This window comes from Halorubrum alkaliphilum (assembly GCF_017873815.1).
In the GTDB taxonomy this organism is placed as follows: domain Archaea; phylum Halobacteriota; class Halobacteria; order Halobacteriales; family Haloferacaceae; genus Halorubrum; species Halorubrum alkaliphilum.
This window is the reverse complement of the sequence record NZ_JAGGKQ010000007.1, coordinates 108,261-128,693: the sequence shown is the minus strand read 5'-3', so window position 1 is coordinate 128,693 and position 20,433 is coordinate 108,261. Positions and strand designations below refer to the sequence as shown.

General features: G+C 64.5%; 24 protein-coding genes. 7 read left to right on the top strand and 17 right to left on the bottom strand.

All coding sequences use genetic code 11. The annotated features are described in order from the left end of the window. Positions 1-238: 238 nt before the first annotated feature. From J2751_RS07055 to J2751_RS07030, 6 genes are all read right to left on the bottom strand, one after another. A complete protein-coding gene (locus J2751_RS07055) occupies positions 239-655 on the bottom strand; it encodes a type II toxin-antitoxin system VapC family toxin (RefSeq protein ID WP_209484525.1) in 417 nt (138 codons plus the stop codon). After that, a complete protein-coding gene (locus tag J2751_RS07050; protein ID WP_209484522.1) occupies positions 652-921 on the bottom strand; it encodes an AbrB/MazE/SpoVT family DNA-binding domain-containing protein in 270 nt (89 codons plus the stop codon). The genes J2751_RS07055 and J2751_RS07050 overlap by 4 nt, the downstream gene beginning before the upstream one ends. Before the next feature lie 168 nt (positions 922-1,089). Beyond that, on the bottom strand, positions 1,090-1,911 hold the full coding sequence (gene nadC, locus J2751_RS07045; RefSeq protein ID WP_209484520.1) for a carboxylating nicotinate-nucleotide diphosphorylase: 822 nt from the start codon (positions 1,909-1,911) through the stop codon (positions 1,090-1,092). Beyond that, the gene (locus J2751_RS07040; RefSeq protein WP_209484518.1) at positions 1,911-3,482 is read right to left on the bottom strand and encodes an L-aspartate oxidase; all 1,572 of its coding nucleotides are present in this window, start codon (positions 3,480-3,482) and stop codon (positions 1,911-1,913) included. Before J2751_RS07040 ends, nadC begins: the two co-directional genes overlap by 1 nt. Before the next feature lie 3 nt (positions 3,483-3,485). Continuing rightward, positions 3,486-4,616 carry a quinolinate synthase NadA gene (nadA, locus tag J2751_RS07035; protein ID WP_209484516.1) on the bottom strand — a complete coding sequence of 377 codons (1,131 nt, stop codon included), beginning with the start codon at positions 4,614-4,616 and terminating at the stop codon, positions 3,486-3,488. A gap of 185 nt (positions 4,617-4,801) precedes the next feature. Continuing rightward, complete coding sequence (locus J2751_RS07030) at positions 4,802-5,755, bottom strand: M48 family metallopeptidase (protein WP_209484514.1); 954 nt, start codon at positions 5,753-5,755, stop codon at positions 4,802-4,804. A gap of 91 nt (positions 5,756-5,846) precedes the next feature. Here J2751_RS07030 and J2751_RS07025 point away from each other — a divergent pair, with 91 nt between their 5' ends. The 3 genes from J2751_RS07025 to J2751_RS07015 all read left to right on the top strand — a co-directional run bounded on the left by J2751_RS07025 (position 5,847) and on the right by J2751_RS07015 (position 7,896). Then, positions 5,847-6,926, top strand: coding sequence for an aminopeptidase (locus J2751_RS07025; RefSeq protein ID WP_209484512.1), 1,080 nt, complete (start codon positions 5,847-5,849; stop codon positions 6,924-6,926). A 164-nt stretch (positions 6,927-7,090) separates the two neighbouring features. Further along, positions 7,091-7,297 carry a ubiquitin-like small modifier protein SAMP2 gene (gene samp2 / locus J2751_RS07020; protein WP_209484510.1) on the top strand — a complete coding sequence of 69 codons (207 nt, stop codon included), beginning with the start codon at positions 7,091-7,093 and terminating at the stop codon, positions 7,295-7,297. Continuing rightward, positions 7,294-7,896, top strand: a complete 603-nt coding sequence (locus J2751_RS07015; RefSeq protein ID WP_321168634.1) for a GNAT family N-acetyltransferase — start codon at positions 7,294-7,296, stop codon at positions 7,894-7,896. Before samp2 ends, J2751_RS07015 begins: the two co-directional genes overlap by 4 nt. Before the next feature lie 13 nt (positions 7,897-7,909). On the opposite strand, the gene J2751_RS07010 is transcribed toward J2751_RS07015, so the two are convergent. From J2751_RS07010 to J2751_RS06980, 7 genes are read right to left on the bottom strand one after another with little or no spacing between them, the layout of a single operon-like run. Next, positions 7,910-8,380 (bottom strand): arsenate-mycothiol transferase ArsC, encoded by a 471-nt coding sequence (locus J2751_RS07010; RefSeq protein WP_209484508.1) that lies wholly within the window; start codon positions 8,378-8,380, stop codon positions 7,910-7,912. Positions 8,381-8,424: 44 nt separating this feature from the next. Further along, entirely contained in the window at positions 8,425-9,456 is a 1,032-nt protein-coding gene (locus J2751_RS07005; RefSeq protein ID WP_209484506.1) for a phosphate signaling complex PhoU family protein, read from the bottom strand. Position 9,457: 1 nt separating this feature from the next. Beyond that, positions 9,458-10,156 (bottom strand): phosphate signaling complex protein PhoU, encoded by a 699-nt coding sequence (gene phoU / locus J2751_RS07000; protein WP_209484504.1) that lies wholly within the window; start codon positions 10,154-10,156, stop codon positions 9,458-9,460. Continuing rightward, positions 10,156-10,983, bottom strand: a complete 828-nt coding sequence (pstB, locus tag J2751_RS06995) for a phosphate ABC transporter ATP-binding protein PstB (protein ID WP_209484502.1) — start codon at positions 10,981-10,983, stop codon at positions 10,156-10,158. The genes phoU and pstB overlap by 1 nt, the downstream gene beginning before the upstream one ends. 2 nt (positions 10,984-10,985) lie before the next feature. Next, the gene (pstA, locus tag J2751_RS06990; protein WP_209484500.1) at positions 10,986-11,894 is read right to left on the bottom strand and encodes a phosphate ABC transporter permease PstA; all 909 of its coding nucleotides are present in this window, start codon (positions 11,892-11,894) and stop codon (positions 10,986-10,988) included. Next, positions 11,891-12,895: a phosphate ABC transporter permease subunit PstC gene (pstC, locus tag J2751_RS06985; RefSeq protein ID WP_209484498.1), complete on the bottom strand. Its 1,005-nt coding sequence runs from the start codon at positions 12,893-12,895 to the stop codon at positions 11,891-11,893. Before pstC ends, pstA begins: the two co-directional genes overlap by 4 nt. Positions 12,896-12,910: 15 nt before the next feature. Beyond that, positions 12,911-13,873, bottom strand: coding sequence for a phosphate ABC transporter substrate-binding protein PstS family protein (locus tag J2751_RS06980; RefSeq protein WP_209484496.1), 963 nt, complete (start codon positions 13,871-13,873; stop codon positions 12,911-12,913). Positions 13,874-14,127: 254 nt separating this feature from the next. Between J2751_RS06980 and J2751_RS06975 the strand changes: the two genes are divergently transcribed. After that, positions 14,128-15,012 (top strand): DUF7260 family protein, encoded by an 885-nt coding sequence (locus J2751_RS06975; RefSeq protein WP_245202658.1) that lies wholly within the window; start codon positions 14,128-14,130, stop codon positions 15,010-15,012. A gap of 60 nt (positions 15,013-15,072) precedes the next feature. Here J2751_RS06975 and J2751_RS06970 read toward each other — a convergent pair whose 3' ends face one another. Both J2751_RS06970 and J2751_RS06965 read right to left on the bottom strand, forming a co-directional pair. Then, on the bottom strand, positions 15,073-15,552 hold the full coding sequence (locus tag J2751_RS06970) for a DUF892 family protein (RefSeq protein ID WP_209484494.1): 480 nt from the start codon (positions 15,550-15,552) through the stop codon (positions 15,073-15,075). After that, a complete protein-coding gene (locus J2751_RS06965; protein ID WP_209484492.1) occupies positions 15,549-16,196 on the bottom strand; it encodes a hypothetical protein in 648 nt (215 codons plus the stop codon). Before J2751_RS06965 ends, J2751_RS06970 begins: the two co-directional genes overlap by 4 nt. A 167-nt stretch (positions 16,197-16,363) precedes the next feature. On the opposite strand from J2751_RS06965, the gene chrA reads away from it, so the two are divergent. Continuing rightward, positions 16,364-17,746, top strand: coding sequence for a chromate efflux transporter (gene chrA, locus J2751_RS06960; protein ID WP_209484490.1), 1,383 nt, complete (start codon positions 16,364-16,366; stop codon positions 17,744-17,746). Positions 17,747-17,773: 27 nt separating this feature from the next. On the opposite strand, the gene J2751_RS06955 is transcribed toward chrA, so the two are convergent. Together J2751_RS06955 and J2751_RS06950 are read right to left on the bottom strand one after the other, a co-directional pair. Beyond that, entirely contained in the window at positions 17,774-18,556 is a 783-nt protein-coding gene (locus J2751_RS06955; protein ID WP_209484488.1) for a glycerophosphodiester phosphodiesterase, read from the bottom strand. A gap of 43 nt (positions 18,557-18,599) precedes the next feature. Then, the gene (locus tag J2751_RS06950; RefSeq protein ID WP_209484486.1) at positions 18,600-19,058 is read right to left on the bottom strand and encodes a DUF5796 family protein; all 459 of its coding nucleotides are present in this window, start codon (positions 19,056-19,058) and stop codon (positions 18,600-18,602) included. Between the two features lie 147 nt (positions 19,059-19,205). Here J2751_RS06950 and J2751_RS06945 point away from each other — a divergent pair, with 147 nt between their 5' ends. Beyond that, positions 19,206-20,144, top strand: coding sequence for a shikimate kinase (locus J2751_RS06945; protein ID WP_209484484.1), 939 nt, complete (start codon positions 19,206-19,208; stop codon positions 20,142-20,144). Then, a complete protein-coding gene (locus J2751_RS06940; protein WP_209484482.1) occupies positions 20,134-20,430 on the top strand; it encodes a chorismate mutase in 297 nt (98 codons plus the stop codon). The genes J2751_RS06945 and J2751_RS06940 overlap by 11 nt, the downstream gene beginning before the upstream one ends. The last annotated feature ends 3 nt before the right edge of the window (positions 20,431-20,433 follow it).

The following is a 20,433-nucleotide window of genomic DNA, read 5'->3' as shown; positions in this document are numbered from 1 at the left end:
CCGGCGCGGAGCGCCGGCGACCTCGCGCGTGCTCTCGCCGGCGGCGTTGCCGCCGGCTGTCAGAGAGACCTTCGGTCTCTCCCTACTCGCGCCCTGCCGGGCGCTCGGAGGCGCGCGCCACCGCATCGTTTATTATAAGTGATCGAACCCGACTGGAACCATGTGTGACTACATGAGCGGTACGCAACACTGTTCCTTATAAGATCAGCAGCACCAGCGCTTCCGAAGGCCGGGCCGGTCACAGGACGACGGTCTCTATCTCATCGAGGTCGGCAAAATCGGGATCCCCGGAGTAGAGCACGTCGCAGTCGTCGTGGACGACGGCGGTCGCGAGGTGTATCGCGTCCGCGTACGACAGTTCCCGTTCTCCCGGCTCGTAGTATTTAAACCGGAGTTCCGCCGCGTACTCCGCGATCTCGTCGATCACCGGCATGCTCTCGACGTGTTCGAGGTCCCGGATCGAACGGACCACCTCCTCGGCCGTCTCCCGATCCTCGACGACGCGAGTCCGATACGAGACCTCCGTGATGATCGTCGGCGCGATGAGCCCACCCTCCGCCGGGGTGTTCGTCCGTTCGATGAGCGCTTCGGCTTCGCTCCCCTTGTCACCGCTGAAAACGAACTCCAGCCAGACCCACGAATCCAGAAAGATCACGCACCGTCCCCGTCGACGTGTGAACTCCACGCGGTCTTCGACTCCCGCCGCATCTCCTCGACGTCCACGTCGCGTTCCGACAGCTGTTCTTTAACCGCGCGAAGACGGTCGATCGCGGGTTCTTTCGGTCGGACACGGATCGTACCGTCCTCCTCGATCGTGAACTCGATCTCCGTACCCGCCCGAAGTCCGAGTTCGTCCCTGATCCGCTTCGGGATCGTCACTTGTCCCTTGCTCGTGACGGTTGCGTCCTCCGAGACGGCCATATCTTACATCAAGGTAAACATCCTTACTACAAAAATATTCCTTACCGTCCTCTCATGAACGACGAAACACCACGCGCCGGAACCGATCACGCTTGCTCTCCGGGTACGACCGGGTCGTCGTCCGCGCTCGCCCCCGAAGTCGCTCGGCGCGCTCGTGGGTCGGTCCCGTCAGTCTGCCCCGGTCAGAAACGACAGATTGAGCGTCGGCGCGGAGTGGGTGAGACTTCCCATGGAGATTACGTCCACGCCGGTCGCGGCGTACTCCGGGACGGTTTCGGTCGTGATCCCGCCGGAGGCTTCCGTCAGCGCGTCGGCGCTGCTACCTGCCACGCGTTCCACTGCTTCCCTCGTCTCTTCCGGGGTCATATTGTCCAGGAGGACCACGTCAGCGCCGGCCTCGGCGGCGCGTGCTGCGTCCCGCGGTGCCTCGACCTCCACGTCCAGAGCGGTCGCGAAGGAGGCTCGCTCCTTGAAGCGTTCGATCGCGCCGACCAGCCCCAACTCGGCGACGTGGTTGTCCTTGACCATCACCATGTGTGAGAGGTCGAGCCGGTGCGTGTCTCCCCCTGCGGCCGCGACGGCCCGCTTCTCGATCCCCCGCAGGCCGGGGGTGGTCTTTCGCGTCGCCGCGATCCGCACGTCCTCGTCGACCGAGCGCGCGGCCGACACGGCCGCGGCGGTCCTCGTCGCGACGCCGGACGCGTGACCGGCGACGTTCACCGCGACGCGCTCGCCGCGTAACACCGCCCGGGCCGGTCCCTCGACCCGCAACAGTATCTCACCGGGTTCGATGGAGTCGCCGTCGTCAACCCGTTCGGTCACGGTCACATCGAGGTAGTCGAAGACGGCGTTCGCGGCGTCCACTCCGGCGGCGACGCCGCCCTCCTTGGCGACGAGTCGGCCAGCGGTCTCGCCGGGCACCTGATCGGTTACGTCGTGGTGGCCGACGTCTTCTCGAAGCCATCGCTCAATGTCGCTGTCGAGGATCATCAGTCGTCGGCCGCCGGTCCCGCTTCGGTCGACTCGGTACCGTCGATCAGGTAGTGCGTCCCGACGCTCTCTTCGTTCGCCAGCGCCTGACGGGTCACCAACAGGGCCGTCACCGTCGCGTGACGCAGTTCGTAAAGCGAGCGGGAGGTACGCGTTCTGACGTAGGCGTCGACCTCGCCCTTGAGTCGTCGAAGGACGGAGACCGCACGACGCAGGTCGGCCGGGTCGCGCTCGATGCCCGCACACTCCTCCATCACGCGGCGCAGACGCCGGAGCTTTTGACGGGCGAAGTCGTCGGGAAGACCCGGGTCTCGATCGAGCAGGTCGGCCGTCTCGACTGCGACGGGCTCGGCCCCCGCCGCGTCCCTGCCGGCGCGAAGTCCCCAGACCAGTCCTTCAAGCAGGCTCGTGGACGCGAGCCGGTTCGCGCCGTGAACGCCCGTGCGTGCGCACTCGCCGACGGCGTACAGCCGGTCGAGACTCGTTCGCCCGCGGTCGTCCACGTCGATGCCGCCACAGAGGAAGTGCTCGGCCGGCGCAACCGGGATCCCGGCGGTCCAGTCGACCCCGCGGGCCTCACATTCCTCCGCGAGCCCGGGGAACCGGTCGGCGAAGTCCACCGGGTCCACGTCGAGAACCACCGATCCCGTGGTCGCGCGTTCCCGGGCCACCGCGCGCGCGACGACATCTCGCGGTGCCAACTCGGCGTCCGGGTGGACATCAGGCATGAAGCGCTCTCCGGTTCCGTTTCGGAGGAGGGCCCCGTTCCCCCGAACGGCCTCGCTGACGAGGAAGGTCTCCTCCTCCGGACCCGCGGCGTACGCGGTCGGGTGGAACTGAACGAACTCCATATCCGTCACGTCCGCCCCGGCGAGAGCCGCCATTGCGACGCCGTCGCCGGTAGCACCCGAAGGATTCGTGGAACGGGCGAAGAGGTCGCCGATCCCCCCGGTCGCCAGCACGGTCGAACCGGCGTAGACGGGAGCGCAACCGCCGTCGGACTCCACGATAGCGCCGTGGACTCGCCCCTCGTGACGGATCAGGTCCAGTGCGGCGACGCCGGTCCGTACCGTCACGCCCTCACGGTCGGCAACGTGGTTCAACAACGGGACGTGGACGTGCTTGCCCGTCTCGGCACCGACGTGAAGGATACGGTCCTCGCCGTGACCCGCCTCCCGACCGAAGTCGAAGCCGCCGTCGCCGTCGAGACGTTCCCCGAGGACCGTTCGGTCGGTCGCTGCGCGACCCTCGGTCGCGGCGTCGAACGCCACGTCGAGCGTCTCGACGAGCACGTCGTGTACGGCGTCGTTCGCGTTCTCGACGAGCACGTCGACGGCGTCCGGGTCGGCCGTGTCGTCCGAGGCGGCGACGATGTCCCGTCTGAACCGATCCGGGTGATCGCGAGCGACTGCGATACCGCCCTGTGCCCACCAGGAGGACGCCGCCTCCGGACGGGTGGCCTTCGTCGCGACGACGACCTCGTTCCCCTCGCGGGCCGCGGCGAGGGCGGCCGCGAGCCCGGCGATCCCCGATCCGACGACGAGAACGTCCGTGGTCTCGTGTCCGGTCATGGATCAGATCTCTAACATTCGGTCGAGCGCGACCCGTGCGAGCTCCTTTTCCTCCGGCGCGACCTCGATGACGTTGTGTTCGCGACCCGCGGCCAGCTCTTCGAGGATCCACGCGAGGTAGTTGGGGTCGATCTGTCGCATCGCGTTACAGTCCATACAGGCGTCGCCACACAGCGGGACGACATTCACCTCGGGATGCCAGCGCCCGAGGTGGTTGGCGAGGTGGATCTCGGTCCCGATCGCCCACGTGTCGCCGGCATCGGCGTTTGCGACTGTTTCACGAATCGTCGCGGTGGATCCGACCACGTCGGCCGCCTCGACGACCTCTCGACGACACTCGGGGTGGACGACCACGTCGACGTCGTCGTGTTCCTCGCGGACCGATTCGACGTGTGACTCGCGGAAGCGCTCGTGGACCTGACAGTAGCCGTCCCAGAGGATCACGTCGTTCTCGACGACGCTGCTCGCGTCGGCCGACTCCGCGGCCCACGGGTCCCACCGTGCGATCTCCTCTTCCAGCCCGAGACGGTGCGCCGTGTTCTCCCCGAGGTGTTTGTCCGGGAGGAACAGCACCTTGTCGCCCCGATCGAGGGCGTACTCGAACGCCTCGTGTGCGTTCGAGGACGTACAGACTAGCCCGCCCTGCTCGGCACAGAACGCCTTGAGGTCGGCGTAGCTGTTCATATAGGTCACCGGGATCACGTCCGCGTCGGTCTCGGCAGTGAGTTCCTCCCACGCCGCGTCGACTTGGAGCGCCTCGGCCATCCCGGCCATCGGACAGGATGCCTCCATGCTCGGAAGCAGGACCGTCTGATCGGGATCGGTGATGACGTCCGCGGACTCGGCCATGAACGTGACTCCGCCGAAGACGACGTACTCGGCGTCGGCGGCGGCAGCCTCCTTGCTCAGCTGGTAGGAGTCGCCGACGAAGTCGGCGTGCTCGACTATCTCTCGTCGCTGATAGTTGTGGCCCAGTATCACCACGTCGTCGCCGAGAGTCCGTAGCGCGGCCTCGATACGGTTCGTTCGCGCGTCCTCCGTGAGTCCCCGATACTCCGGAGGGAGCTGTTCGAGATGGTCGTATTTGAAGAGACTGAGGTCAGTCTCGAATTCCGCAGTGTTCATTGCTGTCATAAGCGAATACGTTCGTAATAGAGTGTTATAGGACGCACGTTGAAAAATATTCGTCTTCAATACTTTCCTATGGTCGGTACCGATCGTTCTCATAGCCGGTTCGAAGTTACATGGTTCGACGTTACACGGTTCGACGTTACACGGTTCGTGTTGCTTACAACGAGAGACCGCTCGCCTCCGGCGATTCACTCCGACGGTCCGAGCGGGATCCGCTGTCCCGACTCCTGCGACGCGGCCCGCTGGCGCAGGCGCTCGACGCGCTCGTCGGTCGAGGGGTGTGTCGACAGCCAGCGCTCGGCCGGATCGTCGGTCCGTTTCCGTGTGGAGACGGGCGCGAACGGCCACGTCGGCTCGGTCGCGCGCTCGATCCGTCGGAGTGCCCGCGCGAGCGCCATCGGATCGCCCGTCACCTCCGCGGCGCGGTCGTCGGCCGCGAACTCCCGTCGTCGTGAGCGCGCCCGAACGAGCAGCGTCGCGAGCACGAAGCCGGCGAACAACGCGTTCGAGAGCGTCCGGTGGAGCCGCGCGAAGAGACCGGACCGATCACCCGGGCGTCCGCGGATCCACGCCGTGCCGTGGGCGAGTCCGGAAAGCGACAGCAACGCCGGCAGCGCCGCGAGCGTTACGATCCCGGTAGCGGTCCGAGCGAAGCCGTCGACGATCGCGGCAGTGAGGCCGTCGTTTCCCTCCAGATGGGCGAGCTCGTGTGCGAGGATTCCTCCAAGCTCCGGCGGCGGCAACAGCCGGAACAGCGACCGGTCGACCACGAGCGCGCCGCCCTCGGAGCCGCCGACCGCGAAGGCGTTCGGCGCTCGGAGGTCCGCGACGTACAGCGCCGGCCGGTCGACGTCCATCCGGGCGACGAGCCCGTCGAGTCGTCGGTGGAGCTGCGGGGTTCGTTCGCGCGACAGGCGGTCCGTCTCGATGGCGGCGACCAGACGCGACGTTCCGAAGCGATAGCCGACGTACGTCGACACGAGCGTCGCGACGACGAGTAGCGCGACCAGCTCGACGAGGCTCGGCAGGAGCGATCCGAGATATCTCATCCCCTCGACGACGAGCAGCGCCGCGAGCAGGTACGCGACGATGAGACCGACGCCCACTGTCGCCGCGACGAGCCTGAACGCGAACCGAGCCATGGTCTGACTACGCGGTGCGGGGTCAAACCCGTTGTGTCGAGCCGGCATCCGAAGGGAAAGCGGTAATCCCCCGCGGCGAGACGGCTGAGACATGGACGCACGCGTACGGGAACACGCCGAGACGATCGCCGACCACTCCACGGGCATCGGGGCGGGCGATGACGTCGTCATCCAGATGCCGAAGGAGGCCGAGGACCTCGCGGTCGCCCTCCACGAGGTCTGCGGGGACCGTGGAGCCAACCCGATCTACCTCAACTACTCGAAGCGCGCCCAGCGCGCTTTTAAACGCTCCTCCGAGGAGTTCTCCGAGCCGGGGCATCGCCGCGCGCTCTATGAGGAGGCCGACGTCTTCGTCATCGCGCGCGGCGGCGCGAACGCTACCGAGGACGCCGACGTCGATCCGGAGACGAACGCCGCGTACAACCGCGCGATGGAGGAGGTCAAACGGACTCGTCTCTCGAAGACGTGGTGTCTCACCCAGTATCCGACCGCGAGCCATGCCCAACTCGCCGGCATGAGCACGGAGGCGTACGAGAACTTCGTCTGGGACGCCGTCTCGCTGGACTGGGACGAACAGCGCGAGTTCCAGTCGAACATGGTCGAGATCCTCGACGACGCCGACGAGGTCCGGATCACGTCCGGCGAGGAGACGGAGCTCACGCTCGACGTGTCCGGCAACTCCACGCTCAACGACTACGGCGAGGCGAACCTCCCGGGCGGCGAGGTGTTCACCGCGCCCACCCGGGACGGGGTTAACGGCGAGGTCCACTTCGATCTCCCTTTATACCGCTACGGTCGCGAGATCGGCGGGGTTCGGCTGCGATTCGAGGACGGGAAGGTCGTCTCCCACTCCGCCGAGCGCAACGAGGATCTGCTGACTGGGATCCTCGACACCGACGAGGGCTCGCATCGCCTCGGCGAACTCGGCATCGGGATGAACCGCCAGATCGACCGGTTCACCTACAACATGCTGTTCGACGAGAAGATGGGCGACACCGTCCACATGGCGGTCGGCTCCGCGTACCCGGAGACGGTGGGCGAGGACAACGAGATCAACGAGTCCGCCGAGCACGTCGACATGATAGTCGACATGAGCGAGGACTCCGTCATCGAGGTCGACGGCGAGGTCGTCCAGCGCGACGGCACGTTCGTCTTCGAGGACGACTTCTGAGCGAGTTCAGGTCATGTGAATCGCCGGTACGATGGCGTGAAGCGTGGTTGGATGGCCGGAGGTAGTCAGCGCAGATCCATCGACCAGTTACGGGTAGCCGCCGGCGACGGCGACCGGCCGATCCGAACCGTGTGGTTGATCACCGCCGCCCGGCTATGACGTCCATGAACGTGATCGTCGACGTCGTCGGCGAGGGCACCGAGGAGCACACCCTCGCCGCCGACGCGACGTACGCCGATCTGATCCGTGCCGCCGGCTACCATCCACAGGAGGCGTCGGTGCTCGTCGACGGCTCGCCCGTCCCCGGCGACCGCGTCGTCGACGCCGAGCAGGTCCGACTGCTCCGACTGATACAGGGAGGGCACCGGTGACCGGCGGAGACGTGACCGGCGGAGACGTGACCGGCGGAGACATGACCGGCGGAGATGTGACCGGCGGAGACGTGACCGATCGGGAGGCGACGGGAGGGACCGTGATCGACGGGATCACGATCGAGCCCGCGACTCCCGATGACCGGCTGGACGTGCTCCGCGTGCTCGACGCCGCCATGTTGGAAACTGACGCCGAGGCGGTCGCGGAACGGATCGGAGCCGGCGACGTGCTCGTGGCACGGTTCGACCGGACCGGCGTGGTCGTCGGGGCGCTGGTCGCGGTTCGACACGGAAGTGAATCGAGGTCGACTCGCGACGAACCGGACGGCGACCCGTCGATCGACCTCCACGTCGACGCGGTCGCGGTCCGGCGTGCGCGACGTGGCCGGGGGATCGGGTCCACGCTCGTCGAGCGCGCAGTCGAACGTGCCGAGGACAACCCCGAAACGGATCGGGTTACCGCGGAGTTCGACGCCTCGCTGGCGGGGTTCTACACGGGTCTCGGGTTCGAGACCGAGCACGGGTCGAGCGACGCCCACCGACCGGATCACAATGCCGACCGGCTCCGCGGAACGCGTTCGGTCACCGCTCCGTCGTGATCCGGGGCCGGCCTCAGCGCTCGCCGAACCGCTCGTCGAAGAGCGCGACGACACGCCGTTCGATCTCGTCGCGGATCGGTCGTACCTCCTCGATCGGTCGCTCTCCGGGGTCGTCGAGGTCCCAGTCGTCGGTGTCGACGCCGGGCAGTTCGAGCGTCGAACAGCCCATCGTCGCGACGAAGTCGGAGCCTTCGAGCGTCCCGTCGGAGATGGGCTGCGGCTCCCGCCCGTTCACGTCGAGGTCGACCTCCGCGAGCGCCTCGAGGACGACTCCGTGGACGCTATCAGCGGGGGCAGTCCCGCCGGTCACGATCTCGACGTCGTCCGCAAGGCCGCGCGCCGAAACCTCGCGCTCCGCGAAGGCGGTCGCCATCTGGCTCCGTCCGGCGTTTCGGACGCACATGAACGTCAGGACGGTCTTGGAGTCGGTGTCGGCGAGTCGGTCGTCGACCGGTTCGTCGTCAGTGGATTCAGTTCGTGTCATTGTCGTATTGGATGCGTCGGAGGGTGATACCGATCGGTGCTTCGTCATCGGTTCGCCTCCGCGAGCCGTTCGGGTGCTGACCCGCGAAGCGACGCACGGAGGCCCGCTTCCGCGACGTTACGGCCGTACTCGGCGGTCCGCGTGAGACTGTCGACGACGGTCGCGAGCGCGTATCCGTCCGCGAGATCGTGCTCGTACAGGTCCTGGTCCATCCCGGTCGCAGCCTCGACGACCGCCTCGCCCTCCGTGAGTACCGAACACAGCGTGTCGGGATCGCGCTCGGAGAGCGTCGCGGAGAGGGCGTTCCGGACGACCGCGCGCGCGTCGACCGCGAGGTCGTCGAGGTCGCTCGCGACTGGGGTCGGTGGGTTGTCGTCGATGCGCTCGGCGACCCGACCGATCTTCTCCGCGTGGTCGCCGACACGCTCCAGCTGTCTGGCGATGGTATAGGCGTCGAACGTCGTGAACCCGTCGCCCGTCCCGTCTCCCGTCACGTCGACGAGCGACCGGTGGAACTCCCGGGCGATCAGACCGAACAGCCGATCGATCGTGTCGTCCTGGCTCGCGATCCGGCGACCGGCCTCGCCGTCGCCGGTCAGGACCGCGTCGACGGCCGCCTCGTGAGCCGAGAGGGTCACGCTCTCCATCTGTGCGAGCGTCTGCGCCGGAGAGAGGTCCTCGACGTCGAGCATCGTCCGGACCACGAGCTCGGTTTCGGTCTCGGAGGCGACCTCGACGCCGACGAGCCCGGCGACCGCCGACCGGACGGCCTCGCTGGCGGCTCGATTCGGTCGACCCTCGACTCGGATCGTCCTCGCGCCCGCGACGTACGCGGCGGTAACGACCCGTCCGAGCCGCGGCGGGTCGTACCGGTGTGCCGACACCGTGACGGTTCGGTCCCTCTCGTCGTCGTCCGACTGCGTGACGAGGAGCCGGTTCCCACGAGGATGGAGTTCGACGCGGTCCCCGACGTCGAGCCCGTGTTCACGGGCCCACGACTTCGGGAGCGAGACGGTGAGCGTCGTCCCGCCGGTCAGCTGGACTTTCCGTTCGTAGGGGCCATCGGGGTCGGTCATCTCAGTAGATCAGCTCGTCGTCGTTCTCGACCATGTACAGCGCTCGCGCCGCGATGTTGACCGCGTGGTCGCCGACACGCTCCACGTCGCGGATCGCAAGCAGGGAGCGGGAGACGTCGTCGAGAGCAGCGGCCAAGCGATCCGGCTTCCCCTCGGCGGTGCCGTTCCTCGCGTCTCGTGCCCGGTCGGCCTCCAACAGGTCCCGGACGACCGCCTCGCTGGCCCGCCGACAGCGCTCGTCGAGGTCGTCGTCGCGCGCCGCGACCGTCCGGCAGGCCTCGGGATCCCCCATCTCGTAGGCGGCGACGGCGTCGGCGACCATGTCGCCCGCGTCGACGGCGAGGTTTCGGAAGTCGACCGCCGGATGGAACCCGCCGTCCGGGCCGCCGTACCCGGCGAGGTTGGTCGCGAGATCCCCGACGCGTTCGAGGTCGGTACTGATCTTGAACGACGCGGTCACCAGTCGGAGGTCGCCGGCGACGGGCTGTTGGAGCGCGAGGAGCTCAGTACACTCGTCTTCGAGTTCGAGATAGCGATCGTTGATCTCGTGATCGCCCTCGATCACTTCACGTGCGAGGTCGTCGTCGCCGGTCTCGGCCGCCTCGATCGCGGTGTCGTACCGCTCGCGGACGAACTCGCCCATGACGACGACGTCGCGTCTGAGCCCATCGAGCCGCTTTTGGTAGTTCTCGCGGGGCATTATCCGAACTTCCCCGTGATGTAGTCTTCAACCCGGCTGTCCGCCGGGTTCTCGAAGATCGTTGCGGTGTCGTCGAACTCGACCAGCTCGCCGCCGGTGAGAAAGACCGCAGTCTTATCCGAGATACGAGCGGCCTGTTGCATGTTGTGGGTGACGATGATCACCGTGTACTCCTCGACGAGCGTGTCGATGAGGTCCTCGATTTTCGAGGCGGCGACGGGGTCAAGCGCGCTCGTGGGCTCGTCCATCAGGATCACCTCCGGGTCCGGAGCGATCGCCCGCGCGATACAGAGCCGCTGTTGCTGGCCGCCGGAGAGGTCGAGTCCGGAAGTATCCAGTTTGTCATGTACTTCCTCGTACAGCGCTGCCCCCCGAAGGGCGCGTTCGACATCCCCCTCAGTCGCAGGTTTGCCCTGTACTTCGAGGCCATACGTGACGTTCTCACGGATGCTCTTGGGGAACGGGTTCGGTTTCTGAAACACCATTCCGATCTTCCGACGGAGAGCGACCGGATCGACATCGCCGTCGTAGACGTTTTTGCCCTTAAATACGACATCGCCGTCGACCCGACAGACGTCGATCTGGTCGTTCATGCGGTTGATACACCTGAGGAACGTCGACTTTCCACAGCCGGAGGGACCGATGAGCGCCGTCACCTTGTTTTCGGGTATCTCGATGGAAACGTCGTCGATGGCACGGTCCTCACCGTAGTACACATCGAGATCCTTCGCCGCAAGGACGGTCTCGTCGGGGCGTTCGTTGCGGACGGTTTCGTCTGCCGATACCTCGGTCGAGATCAGTTTGTCGTCGGGTTCTTGTGTTGCCATGATCAGCTCAGCTCCTTCTCGTATCGACTCCGTATGTAGATCGCAACCATGTTCATCCCGAGCAGCACGACGAGCAGGCCGACAATACCCATCGCCGCCAGAACGTGGAACTGGTCCTGAAAACGGAACGCCCAGTCGAAGATGGTGACCGTCAGTGCGGTGATGTCGTCGAAGGGACCGGTCGGGACGTGTCGTGCGCTCGCGATGGCACCGACCATCAGAAGCGGCGCAGTCTGTCCCCAGGCGTTAGCGATCGCCAGTATCGTCCCGGTCATGATACCGGGCATCGCGGCCGGCAACACGACACGTCGGATGGTTTGCCAGCGGGTTGCGCCGATGGCGTACGACCCGTTTCTGACGCTGTCCGGCACCGCTCGAAGCGCCTCCATTGCCGAAACGATAATGATCGGCAACACGACCAGCGCGAGCGCTATTGCGCCGACGAGAATGATCCGGCCCAGATCAAGCGGGCCGTTGATCAGCAGTCCGAAACAGACCAGCCCGTACACGACGGACGGAACGCCAGCGAGGTTCGCCAAGTTCGCGTCGATCAGTCGAACCAGCCGGGTATCAGGCGCGTACTCTTCGAGGTAAATCGCCGCGCCAACACCGATGAAGAACGTCATGATAGACGCCAGAACGATCAGCAACACCGACCCGACGAGCGCGCCGTACATTCCCGCCCGATCGGGGTTGACGGACCCGGTGCTCGTGATGAAGTGGATGATACCGATGTCGTACTCGGACACGCCGCGGTAGGCTTCCCAGAGGACATCCGCGATGAGAAGCGCCAGGGCGGCGAGCCCCAGAATCGACGAGAGGAAGCAGAGCGACCGGAACGCGCGGTTCTTTCTGTGCTCCCACTCGAGGTCGATATCGCCGAACAGCTCATCCATCGGTGGCGTACTCATCTGTACTCCTCCCGGTACCGCTCTTTCAGCTTGTTGTTCAGGAGGTTCATCACCAGCGTGATAATGAACAGCAACAGTCCGACCGCGAAGAGGCTCTGATACCGGATGCTGCCGACGACGGCCTCGCCGCGAACGGCGTCGACCATGTACGCGGTCATCGTCTGTATCTCTACGAACGGGCTGAACGCGATCTGTGGGGTGAATCCGGCTGCGATGGTAACTGCCATCGTTTCGCCTATCGCTCGGGAGATGGCCAGAATGTACGCGGCAAAGACGCCGGACACCGACGCCGGAAGCACAACGCCGAGCGAGACATCGAACTTTGTTGCCCCCAACGCGTACGCTCCGTTCCGGAGGTCATCGGGCACCGAACTCATCGCGTCCTCGCTGATGGAGGCAACAATGGGGATCGTCATGATGCCAACGACGATAGCGCCCGCTGCGACGTTGGCCGACCGCGTCTGGACGCCGAGCAGCTCGGCCGCCGGTCGTATCAGCCACGGCGTAATGAACGAGATGGCGAAAAAGCCGTAGACGATGGTCGGGATGCCGGCCAGTATCTCCAGCCCCGGTTTGAGATACTTTCGGACATCCTGGCTGGCGTACTCCGAGAGGTACAGTGCCGTCAGCGTACCGATTGGGATCGAGACGAACGCGGCACCGACCGTGATCAGAAACGTCCCCCACACCAGCGGACCGACCCAATACCCGGGGTTGATCGAGTGAGTCACGTCCCAGCGCTCGCCGGCGAAGAACTCGACGAACGTGATCCGCTGGGACACGCTCTCGCCGGTGAGAAGCGAGACGACGACATCGCTGAACCGGCCATCGAAAAAGAAGTGGGTCGCTTCGTTGAACAACACCCAAAAGATGGCGAGTGTCGTCAGTAACGTGAACGAAATACAGAGGAACAGTCCGCCCTGAACGAGGCGGTCACGTCGCTGGTCGGCCGCCACGCGGCCGTCAGCCGACGTTATTTCGGGATCGGTGTCCGTGCTCATTCGTTCGTGCTCCGTTCAGATCAGCTGGTCCAGCGTTTCGTGGTTCTCCTCCAGCGTCGCGTCTGGAGCGCCGAAGAAGCCGACATCGAGGGCGACATCTTGAACGTTGTCGAAGTAGAACCGAGCGAAATCCTGGACGATCTGCCGGCTCACATCCTCGTTGTTATAGAACGTGAAGAGCGGTCGCGTCAGGGGCGTGTAATCACCGGCGTTGATGTTCTCGACTGTCGGCGCGAACGCCTCGCTCTCGCCGCGGTCCTGAATAGGGGCGGCGTTGACCCGGTCCTGGTTCTCCTGCCAGAAACTCCAGCCGCCGAAGCCGATTGCGAACTGGTTCTGTGCGACGCCGTCGACGATAGCGATAGTCTCCTGCCGCATCGTGATGTCGTCCTGCCGGACCCGAGCAGCCTCGCCGTTGATCACCTCTGTGAAGAAGTCGAACGTGCCGGAGTCCGTGTCCCGGCTCCAGACATCGATGTCTTCGTCGGGCCACTCCGAGCGAACGTCGCTCCAGGTCTCGACATCGGATTCGAAGTCGTAGATCTGCTGGAGTTCGTCAGCGGTGAGGTAGTCGACCCAGTCGTTGTCGGGGTGAAGATACACCGTGAGACCGTCTTGTCCGACAATAAAGCGCGTGTATTCGATGCCGTTCTCTTCTGCCCGTGCTGCTTCCGGTTCAGAAATGTCACGGCTCGCGTTCTGGATGGTCGTATCGCCCTGCGTGAACTCCTCGAAGCCGGCACCGGTTCCCGGTCCGCGGACGTTGATCCGGACGTCGTCGTCACGCGAGTCCTCGAACGCCTCGCCGACGGCGTCCGTGAGCGGGCGCACCGTATTCGACCCGGATGCCTCGACAGTGAGGTCCTCCCCGTCGTCATCGGAACAGCCGGCCACCGCGACTGCGCCGACTCCAGCGATCGTCGCGAGCGTGGTTCGCCGAGTGATGCCTGTTTCGTCCGCGTTCTGGCTGGGTGCCATCACCGAAGCAAAGTCGGAGATCGGTTAAGTAGTATGCTATGTGATATATACGGAGGGGCGTAGGCTACAATGTCCGTACATGGGCATTAGAGCCCTATTTATTGATATATAGGAGTATGGGTCGTGTTCTACTTTTATTTCATGTCGCTCATGAATATAGTCGTATCAAGCGATATATATCGGACAGAACGGGTGACGAGCACGTCGTATACCTCATATAATCGATTATGTACGGAAGCTGTCTGACCTGAACTATGGCCGCCAGTGACCCGAGCGATCCGAACGACAGCGAGAGCACGGACACCGGGAACGAGTCGCTGTCTCAGCCGAACGGTGGGGTCAACAAAGAGCGATCAAAAGCGGTGGAGTACGGGACCATCCTGAAACCGCTACGGGAAGCGACGGAGTCACTCGATCTCGAACGGCGGCGGCTCGTCGATGAGTGTCAGGCGTTCAAGGCGTTCCGATCGCGTATTAATCGGATTCCAACCAGCAAGACCCCAACTACGTCCACGTCGTCAAAGACGCTTCAGCGACAAGAACAGGTACCGGGAACCGGCCTCGTTGCTGTTCGTGACGCGTATCGCGAGACGGTGATGGGAGTTCCGCACTACGAGGCGGAGTACAACGACACCTACCCGCAGAGTCTCGCCGCCGAGTTTAGCCCGGAGGTCGCCGTTGCGCTGACACAGGGGTCGGTGTTCACAGAGCGGTATAACCGATTGTTGTGCGCAAAGACCAGGGAATCCATCGAGGAACGAGAGCAGTTCATAACGGCTGTCGATACGGAGCGGGAATCGCTTACCCGGGCGGCCGATCGACTGCGGTCGATCGCTGAGGAGCTCCAAACGCTCGGTGAACCTCCGCTTTCGGATCTCGACTACGGAACGCTCGATGCCTACCGTGTGCGGACGGAGACGCTGGAGTCGAACTGCGACGCAATCGCACGGCGTCGGCAGCGCGAACACGCCGCGACGAGTCGCTCGCTACAACTCGACGACACACTCCCCGACGTAGCCACGTACCTGTATCAGGACCATTCGGTGACGTATCCCGCACTGGCGACCGTTGGGAGACTCGGCGACAGACTGTGCGACCTGCGAGAGAGCATCGGACGCGAGATGATGCTCCGGCGATGAAATCGATCGCTGAACTCGCACTGATCGAGCGACCACGGCGTTCGAGCACCTGGTTCCGAGCTACGAGCGTTCCGCGGTGACGACCGACCGCATGTGTGCGAGGGCGTCTTCGGCCTCCGCCCGGTTCGTCCGCAGCGCGTCGACGAGCGAATCGGGATATCCGAGGTCGGTCGCGAGCAGGATCAGTCGATCGAGCAGCGTGATCTCGATCCGTTCGTTGATCGTGCCGATCCCGATGGCGTCGATATCGCGAAGGTCGTCGCGTTCGACTTCGCCGATGAACTCGTCTTTTTCAGCGATCAACCCTTCCATGATCGGGCTCGGGCGGGCACTCGGCTCGGCGTCGATCGCCTCGAACATCCGCTCGATACGGTTGATCTGTGCGGTTGTATCGTCACGGTGGCTCGCAAACAGCTCGGATATCTCTTCGCTCGCTGCCGCCGCCGAGAGATCTCGATGAAGGTCGAGGATTTCGAGCTCGGCGTGGTACAGCTTCCGCAGTTCCCGAAGGAACATCTCTTCTTTCGTCTCGATACTCATGACTGGTCCTCCGTGTCCGAGTTCCTCGCTCCGGAGGCGGTTGCTCCGTCCTCGCGGCCGTGATCCGTTTTGGTATCGTCGATGAGCATCTCACGGACGTGTGCCTGTACTGACGCCGTGTCCACGGCCTCGTGTTCGATCGCTGCGGCCAACTCTGCGGCCGTCACGGGGTCGTCACTCGCTAGCCGCTCGGCAAGGTCCGATCGACTCAGTGGACGCGTGTCGGCCTCGATGTCGACGCGCTCGACAAGGAACCCCTCCTTTCGTCCGACCGCCTCGATGCCCTCCGTTAGTAGTGTTCCCGCGAGTGTCTCCGCAACGCGCGTTCCGGAATCATCCATTCCGTCGGTGATTCCGGTTCCGTGGAGTAAGAACGCGAGCCCATCGCGGACACCCCGAGTCAGCTCGGGGTCGTCGGACACCCTGTCGCCCGTGCGCACGGGTTCGAACACCTTCTGCTGCTCAGCCGGTTCGAGATGATCGAACACAATCGTGAGATCACGGATCGAGTTGTCGATTCGCTCACGGATGTCCCGCCGGCGCTGGTATCGCTGTTGTTTGGCGTGTTCTCCGTCGTATCGCTTCTCACCTCTTAACCAGCGGCGGTCCTCCGTTGTGAGCATCGCGTTCCGTCGCGCAGTCATGTAATGACCTCCGGTCGGCACATGTCTCGACCGAGATAGTATACAAGCAAATACTTTACCATTAGTAAGAATCTATTTACCTGCGGCGTTCGAATCCGCTCCATGCGGATCAGTTACGGTGAAGATCGGTTTATAATGACAGGGACGGATCGGGAGGGCCAACCGAAATGAGTGAGACGTCAGCCACGGATGTCTCCTCGTACCGGGGCGAGGCAACCCCCGAAACGCTCAGAGGGATCGCACGCTACTTTATTTATATTGGAATCGTTGGCTTCGGCGGTCCGCTCGTTCACATCGCGATGATGGAGGACGACCTCGTCGACGACGACCCCGACGATCCGGAGTCGAGCGGGTGGACGGACCAGTCGACGTTCATGGAAGGACTCGCGATCTGTAACACCCTTCCGGGACCGGCATCGACGCAACTCGGGATATTCATGGGATGGGTTCGCGGTGGGAACCTCGGTGCGCTCGTCGCCGGCGGGGCGTTCATGCTCCCGACGTTTTTGCTCGTCGTGCTTTTTTCCTGGATATACTTCGCGTTTCAGGCAGTTCCCTCGGTTGAGGCGTTCTTTTACGGTATCAACCCCGTTGTCATCGGACTCATCGTCGGTGCGGCGTGGTCAATGGGACAGTCAGCGCTCGCAGAAGGACGAACCGATTTCGAGTTTGACGTTCGCGGAAATACGTGGCAGATCGACATTCTGCTCGTCGTGTTGTTGGTCGCGACGATCCTCGTCACCGCAACCCTGAATCCGAACCCGGTCGTCGCCTTCGTCGTTGCCGGACTGATCGCCGTCGCGCTCTATCGGTCGGCGTGGGTCCGAACAAATCTTCGGGCCGTGAGCATTGGTGTGGTCGTTGGAAGCGTCGTCGCCGCTGCCTATACGTTTCGTGATCGGCTCCTCGACTTCCTCGGACCAAGCGTGCGTGGAGCACTGGAAGCCTCACCGATCTGGGGGCTACTGGTTCTGCTCTGGTCGAACACGTGGGTCCAGCTGTTCGCGTTCATGCTGTATACGGGCTCGTTCATCTACGGCGGTGGGCTCGTCCTCATCCCATTCATCGAAAAGTACGTTGTCAACGAGTTTGCGTGGATGACGGCACGGGAGTTCGTTGATGGGGTCGCAATTGGTCAGCTCTCGCCGGGCCCAGTCGTGATGACCACTGCGTTCGTCGGCTACAAGGTACTGCTGGATGCCTCCGGTGGGCTGCTGGCAATCGCCGTACTTGGCGCGCTCGTCGCGACGATCGGCGCGTTTGGCCCCTCGTTTGTTTTCATTATGGGGTTTTTCCCGTACTTTGCGAAGGTCCGCGAGAACGACGTGATTCAGACGGCACTGACCGGCGTCAACGCGGCGGTCGTTGGAGCAATTCTTGGGGCGACGGTCACGCTTGCGCGCGAGTCGTTCATCGTCGACGGCGTCCTCGATCCGCTTACTGTCGTCCTAGCGGCCGCGACATTTGTCCTCTTTAACCGCGGCGTCGACGCGGTGTATCTCATCTTCGGTGGTGGCGGAGTCGGTATGGCGGCATTCTTTTTATTATAAACGCGGGTATCCCGTGTTTCCGAGCAGTCAGGGGTCCGACGCGTTCGTGTGTCCGGGCTCAACCGAACCGGTAGCCGATCCAAAAATATCGCAGCGATCGGCGATAACCCCATCGACGCCCGCCGCTTGGAGCCGTTTGACCTCTGATGTGGTCTCAACGCTCCACGCGTTCACGACGAGGTCGCGGCTGTGGGCGGCCGCAACAAGGTCGTCGTCGAGAGTCGACTGGTCGCTCCCTTCGGCTTCCGTGTCGGTGCCACAGATCAGGCCCTTCCACGGGTGGACGGCGACGGCGTCAATCTCGTCCGCAAGTTCGAGCGCCGTATCAGGACGCTCACTGAACACCACCGCGATCGGGGCGTCGGGACCGGCAGTTCGGATCTCACGCAGGACCGACCCGTGAAACGACGAATACAACACGTCCAGATCAGTGTCGGCGCACTCACTGACCGCCGTCGGAGCGATCCCGGATGATTTGAGTTCGACGTTGAGGGTTGGGGGCTCCGACAGCGCTGACATCGCATCGAGCAGTTCGCGTAGTGTCGGTATCGGTTCGCCAGATCCCAACACGTCGAGTTCACGGATCGCTGCGAGCGGCGTTTCGTCGATCCGTCCCGTCCCGCTTGTGACGCGGTCAAGCGTCTCGTCGTGGAACACGACGAGCTCGCCGGTTCCGCAGGCACGGAGGTCGACTTCGACGGCATCGACGTGTGGCGCGGCCGCCTCGACCGCGGCGATCGTGTTCTCCGGATACTGGTCATGACACCCACGATGAGCGATCCGGAAGAGATCGTCCGAATCCGTGTCCATTGGAATGGATGTCACTCCGCATCCGATGGGGCGTGATGGCTCATTACCGGTAGGCGTCGAGACCCTCCTCCGGTCCCTCGACGATCTCGAAGCTCCCCTCGCTCCAGCCGTCCTCGACGAAGACGAACACGCGCCCACCCGCGATCTCGGGATCGGCGATCACCTCGTTTCGCTGCCCGTTTCGGCCGACGACGACGCCCGGGAACACCTCGTCTGTCTCCCCGTCCTCGACCGTCACCCGCCCCACGCCGGAGTCCTCGAGGATCGCCTCGTCGGTCTTGTAGTCGTTCACGTAGGTCATGACGCCCTCCGTCTCGGTCGGGTCCGTGACGAGGACGTGCGTCTCCTTGCCGGGGCCCGCGGTGAGAGAGCCCTCGACCGACTCCGGAACCCCCCGATACAGCGTGGTCCGACCGTCGAGGTACTCGACGACGACCCCCTCCTCGCGGAGGTCGATGCCGATCGACGTCGGCGGCACGTCGCTGCGTGACGGTGCTGACATGCCGATCCGTCCGCTCGCCTCCCTGAAAAGGACCGCGTTCGGCACGGGATGGGCGGAACGGAGGAGCGAACCATCGGACGGCGGTCCGTCCCAAGAGACTCGCCGCGATCGCTAACCCTTTGTTCACGCCCGGCCCCGATGGAGTACATGGAGGGACGGGCAGCCGCGCTCGGCGCGGGCACCGTGTTGAACGCGCTTGCGACCGGGACGGGTGCGGCGTTCGGGATCGACGTCGAGACCCGCGCGACCGTCCGGCTCGATCCCGATCGTGAAGACGTTTCGGGAACGATCGCCGAGGACCCTGACGCCGACACAACGCTGATCGAGCGTTGCGTCGCGCTTGCCATTGAGCGGTGGGGTGACGGCGAAGGCGGGACGGTCCGTACCGACAGCGACGTACCGCTCGCTGCGGGACTGAAAAGCTCCAGCGCAGCCGCCAACGCAGCTGTCCTCGCGACCTGTGACGCGCTCGGCCTCCGGGTCGGTGATGAGGCGAACGGCGACGACGCGAACGACACCGGAGGCGGAGACGCTGACCCGGACGTCACCCGCCTCGAAGCCTGTCGACTCGGCGTGTGTGCCGCACGCGACGCCGGCGTCACCGTCACCGGCGCGTTCGACGACGCGACCGCGTCGATGCTCGGCGGCGTCTGTCTCACCGACAACGACGACGATCGGCTCCGGTCGCGAGAGGCCGTCGACTGGGACGTTCTCGTTTGGACCCCACCCGAGCGCGCCTACAGCGCCGACGCCGACGTCGACCGCTGTGGCGACGTGGCGTCGATGGCCGATCTCGTCGCCGACCTCGCCGCCGACGGGCAGTACGGAGAAGCGATGAGCGTTAACGGACTCGCGTTCTCGGCCGCGCTCGGTTTCGACACCGACCCCGCGGTCGAGGCGATGCCGCTGGCGTCGGGCGTGTCGCTGTCGGGAACCGGTCCGAGCGTCGTCGCGGTCGCGGCCCCCGACGATCCCGACGCCGACCTCGACGCGCTCGCGGACCGGTGGGCGGACCGACCCGGAACGCTGCGACGAACGACCACGCGGAACGACGGCGCGACCGTCGGAGAAACCCATGAGCACTAACACACCCAACCCCGAGGAGATGAGCCTCGACGAACTCCGCGAGGAGATCGAGGACATCGACCGCGAGATAGTCGAACTGATCGCCCGCCGAACCTACGTCGCCGACACGGTCGCGGCCGTCAAAGCGGAACGGGACCTGCCGACGACCGACGAAAGCCAAGAGGAGCGCGTGATGGACCGCGCGGGCACGAACGCCGAGCAGTTCGACGTCGACGCCAATCTGGTGAAAGCGATTTTCCGGCTGCTGATCGAGTTGAACAAGGTGGAGCAACGAGAGAGTCGCTGAAGC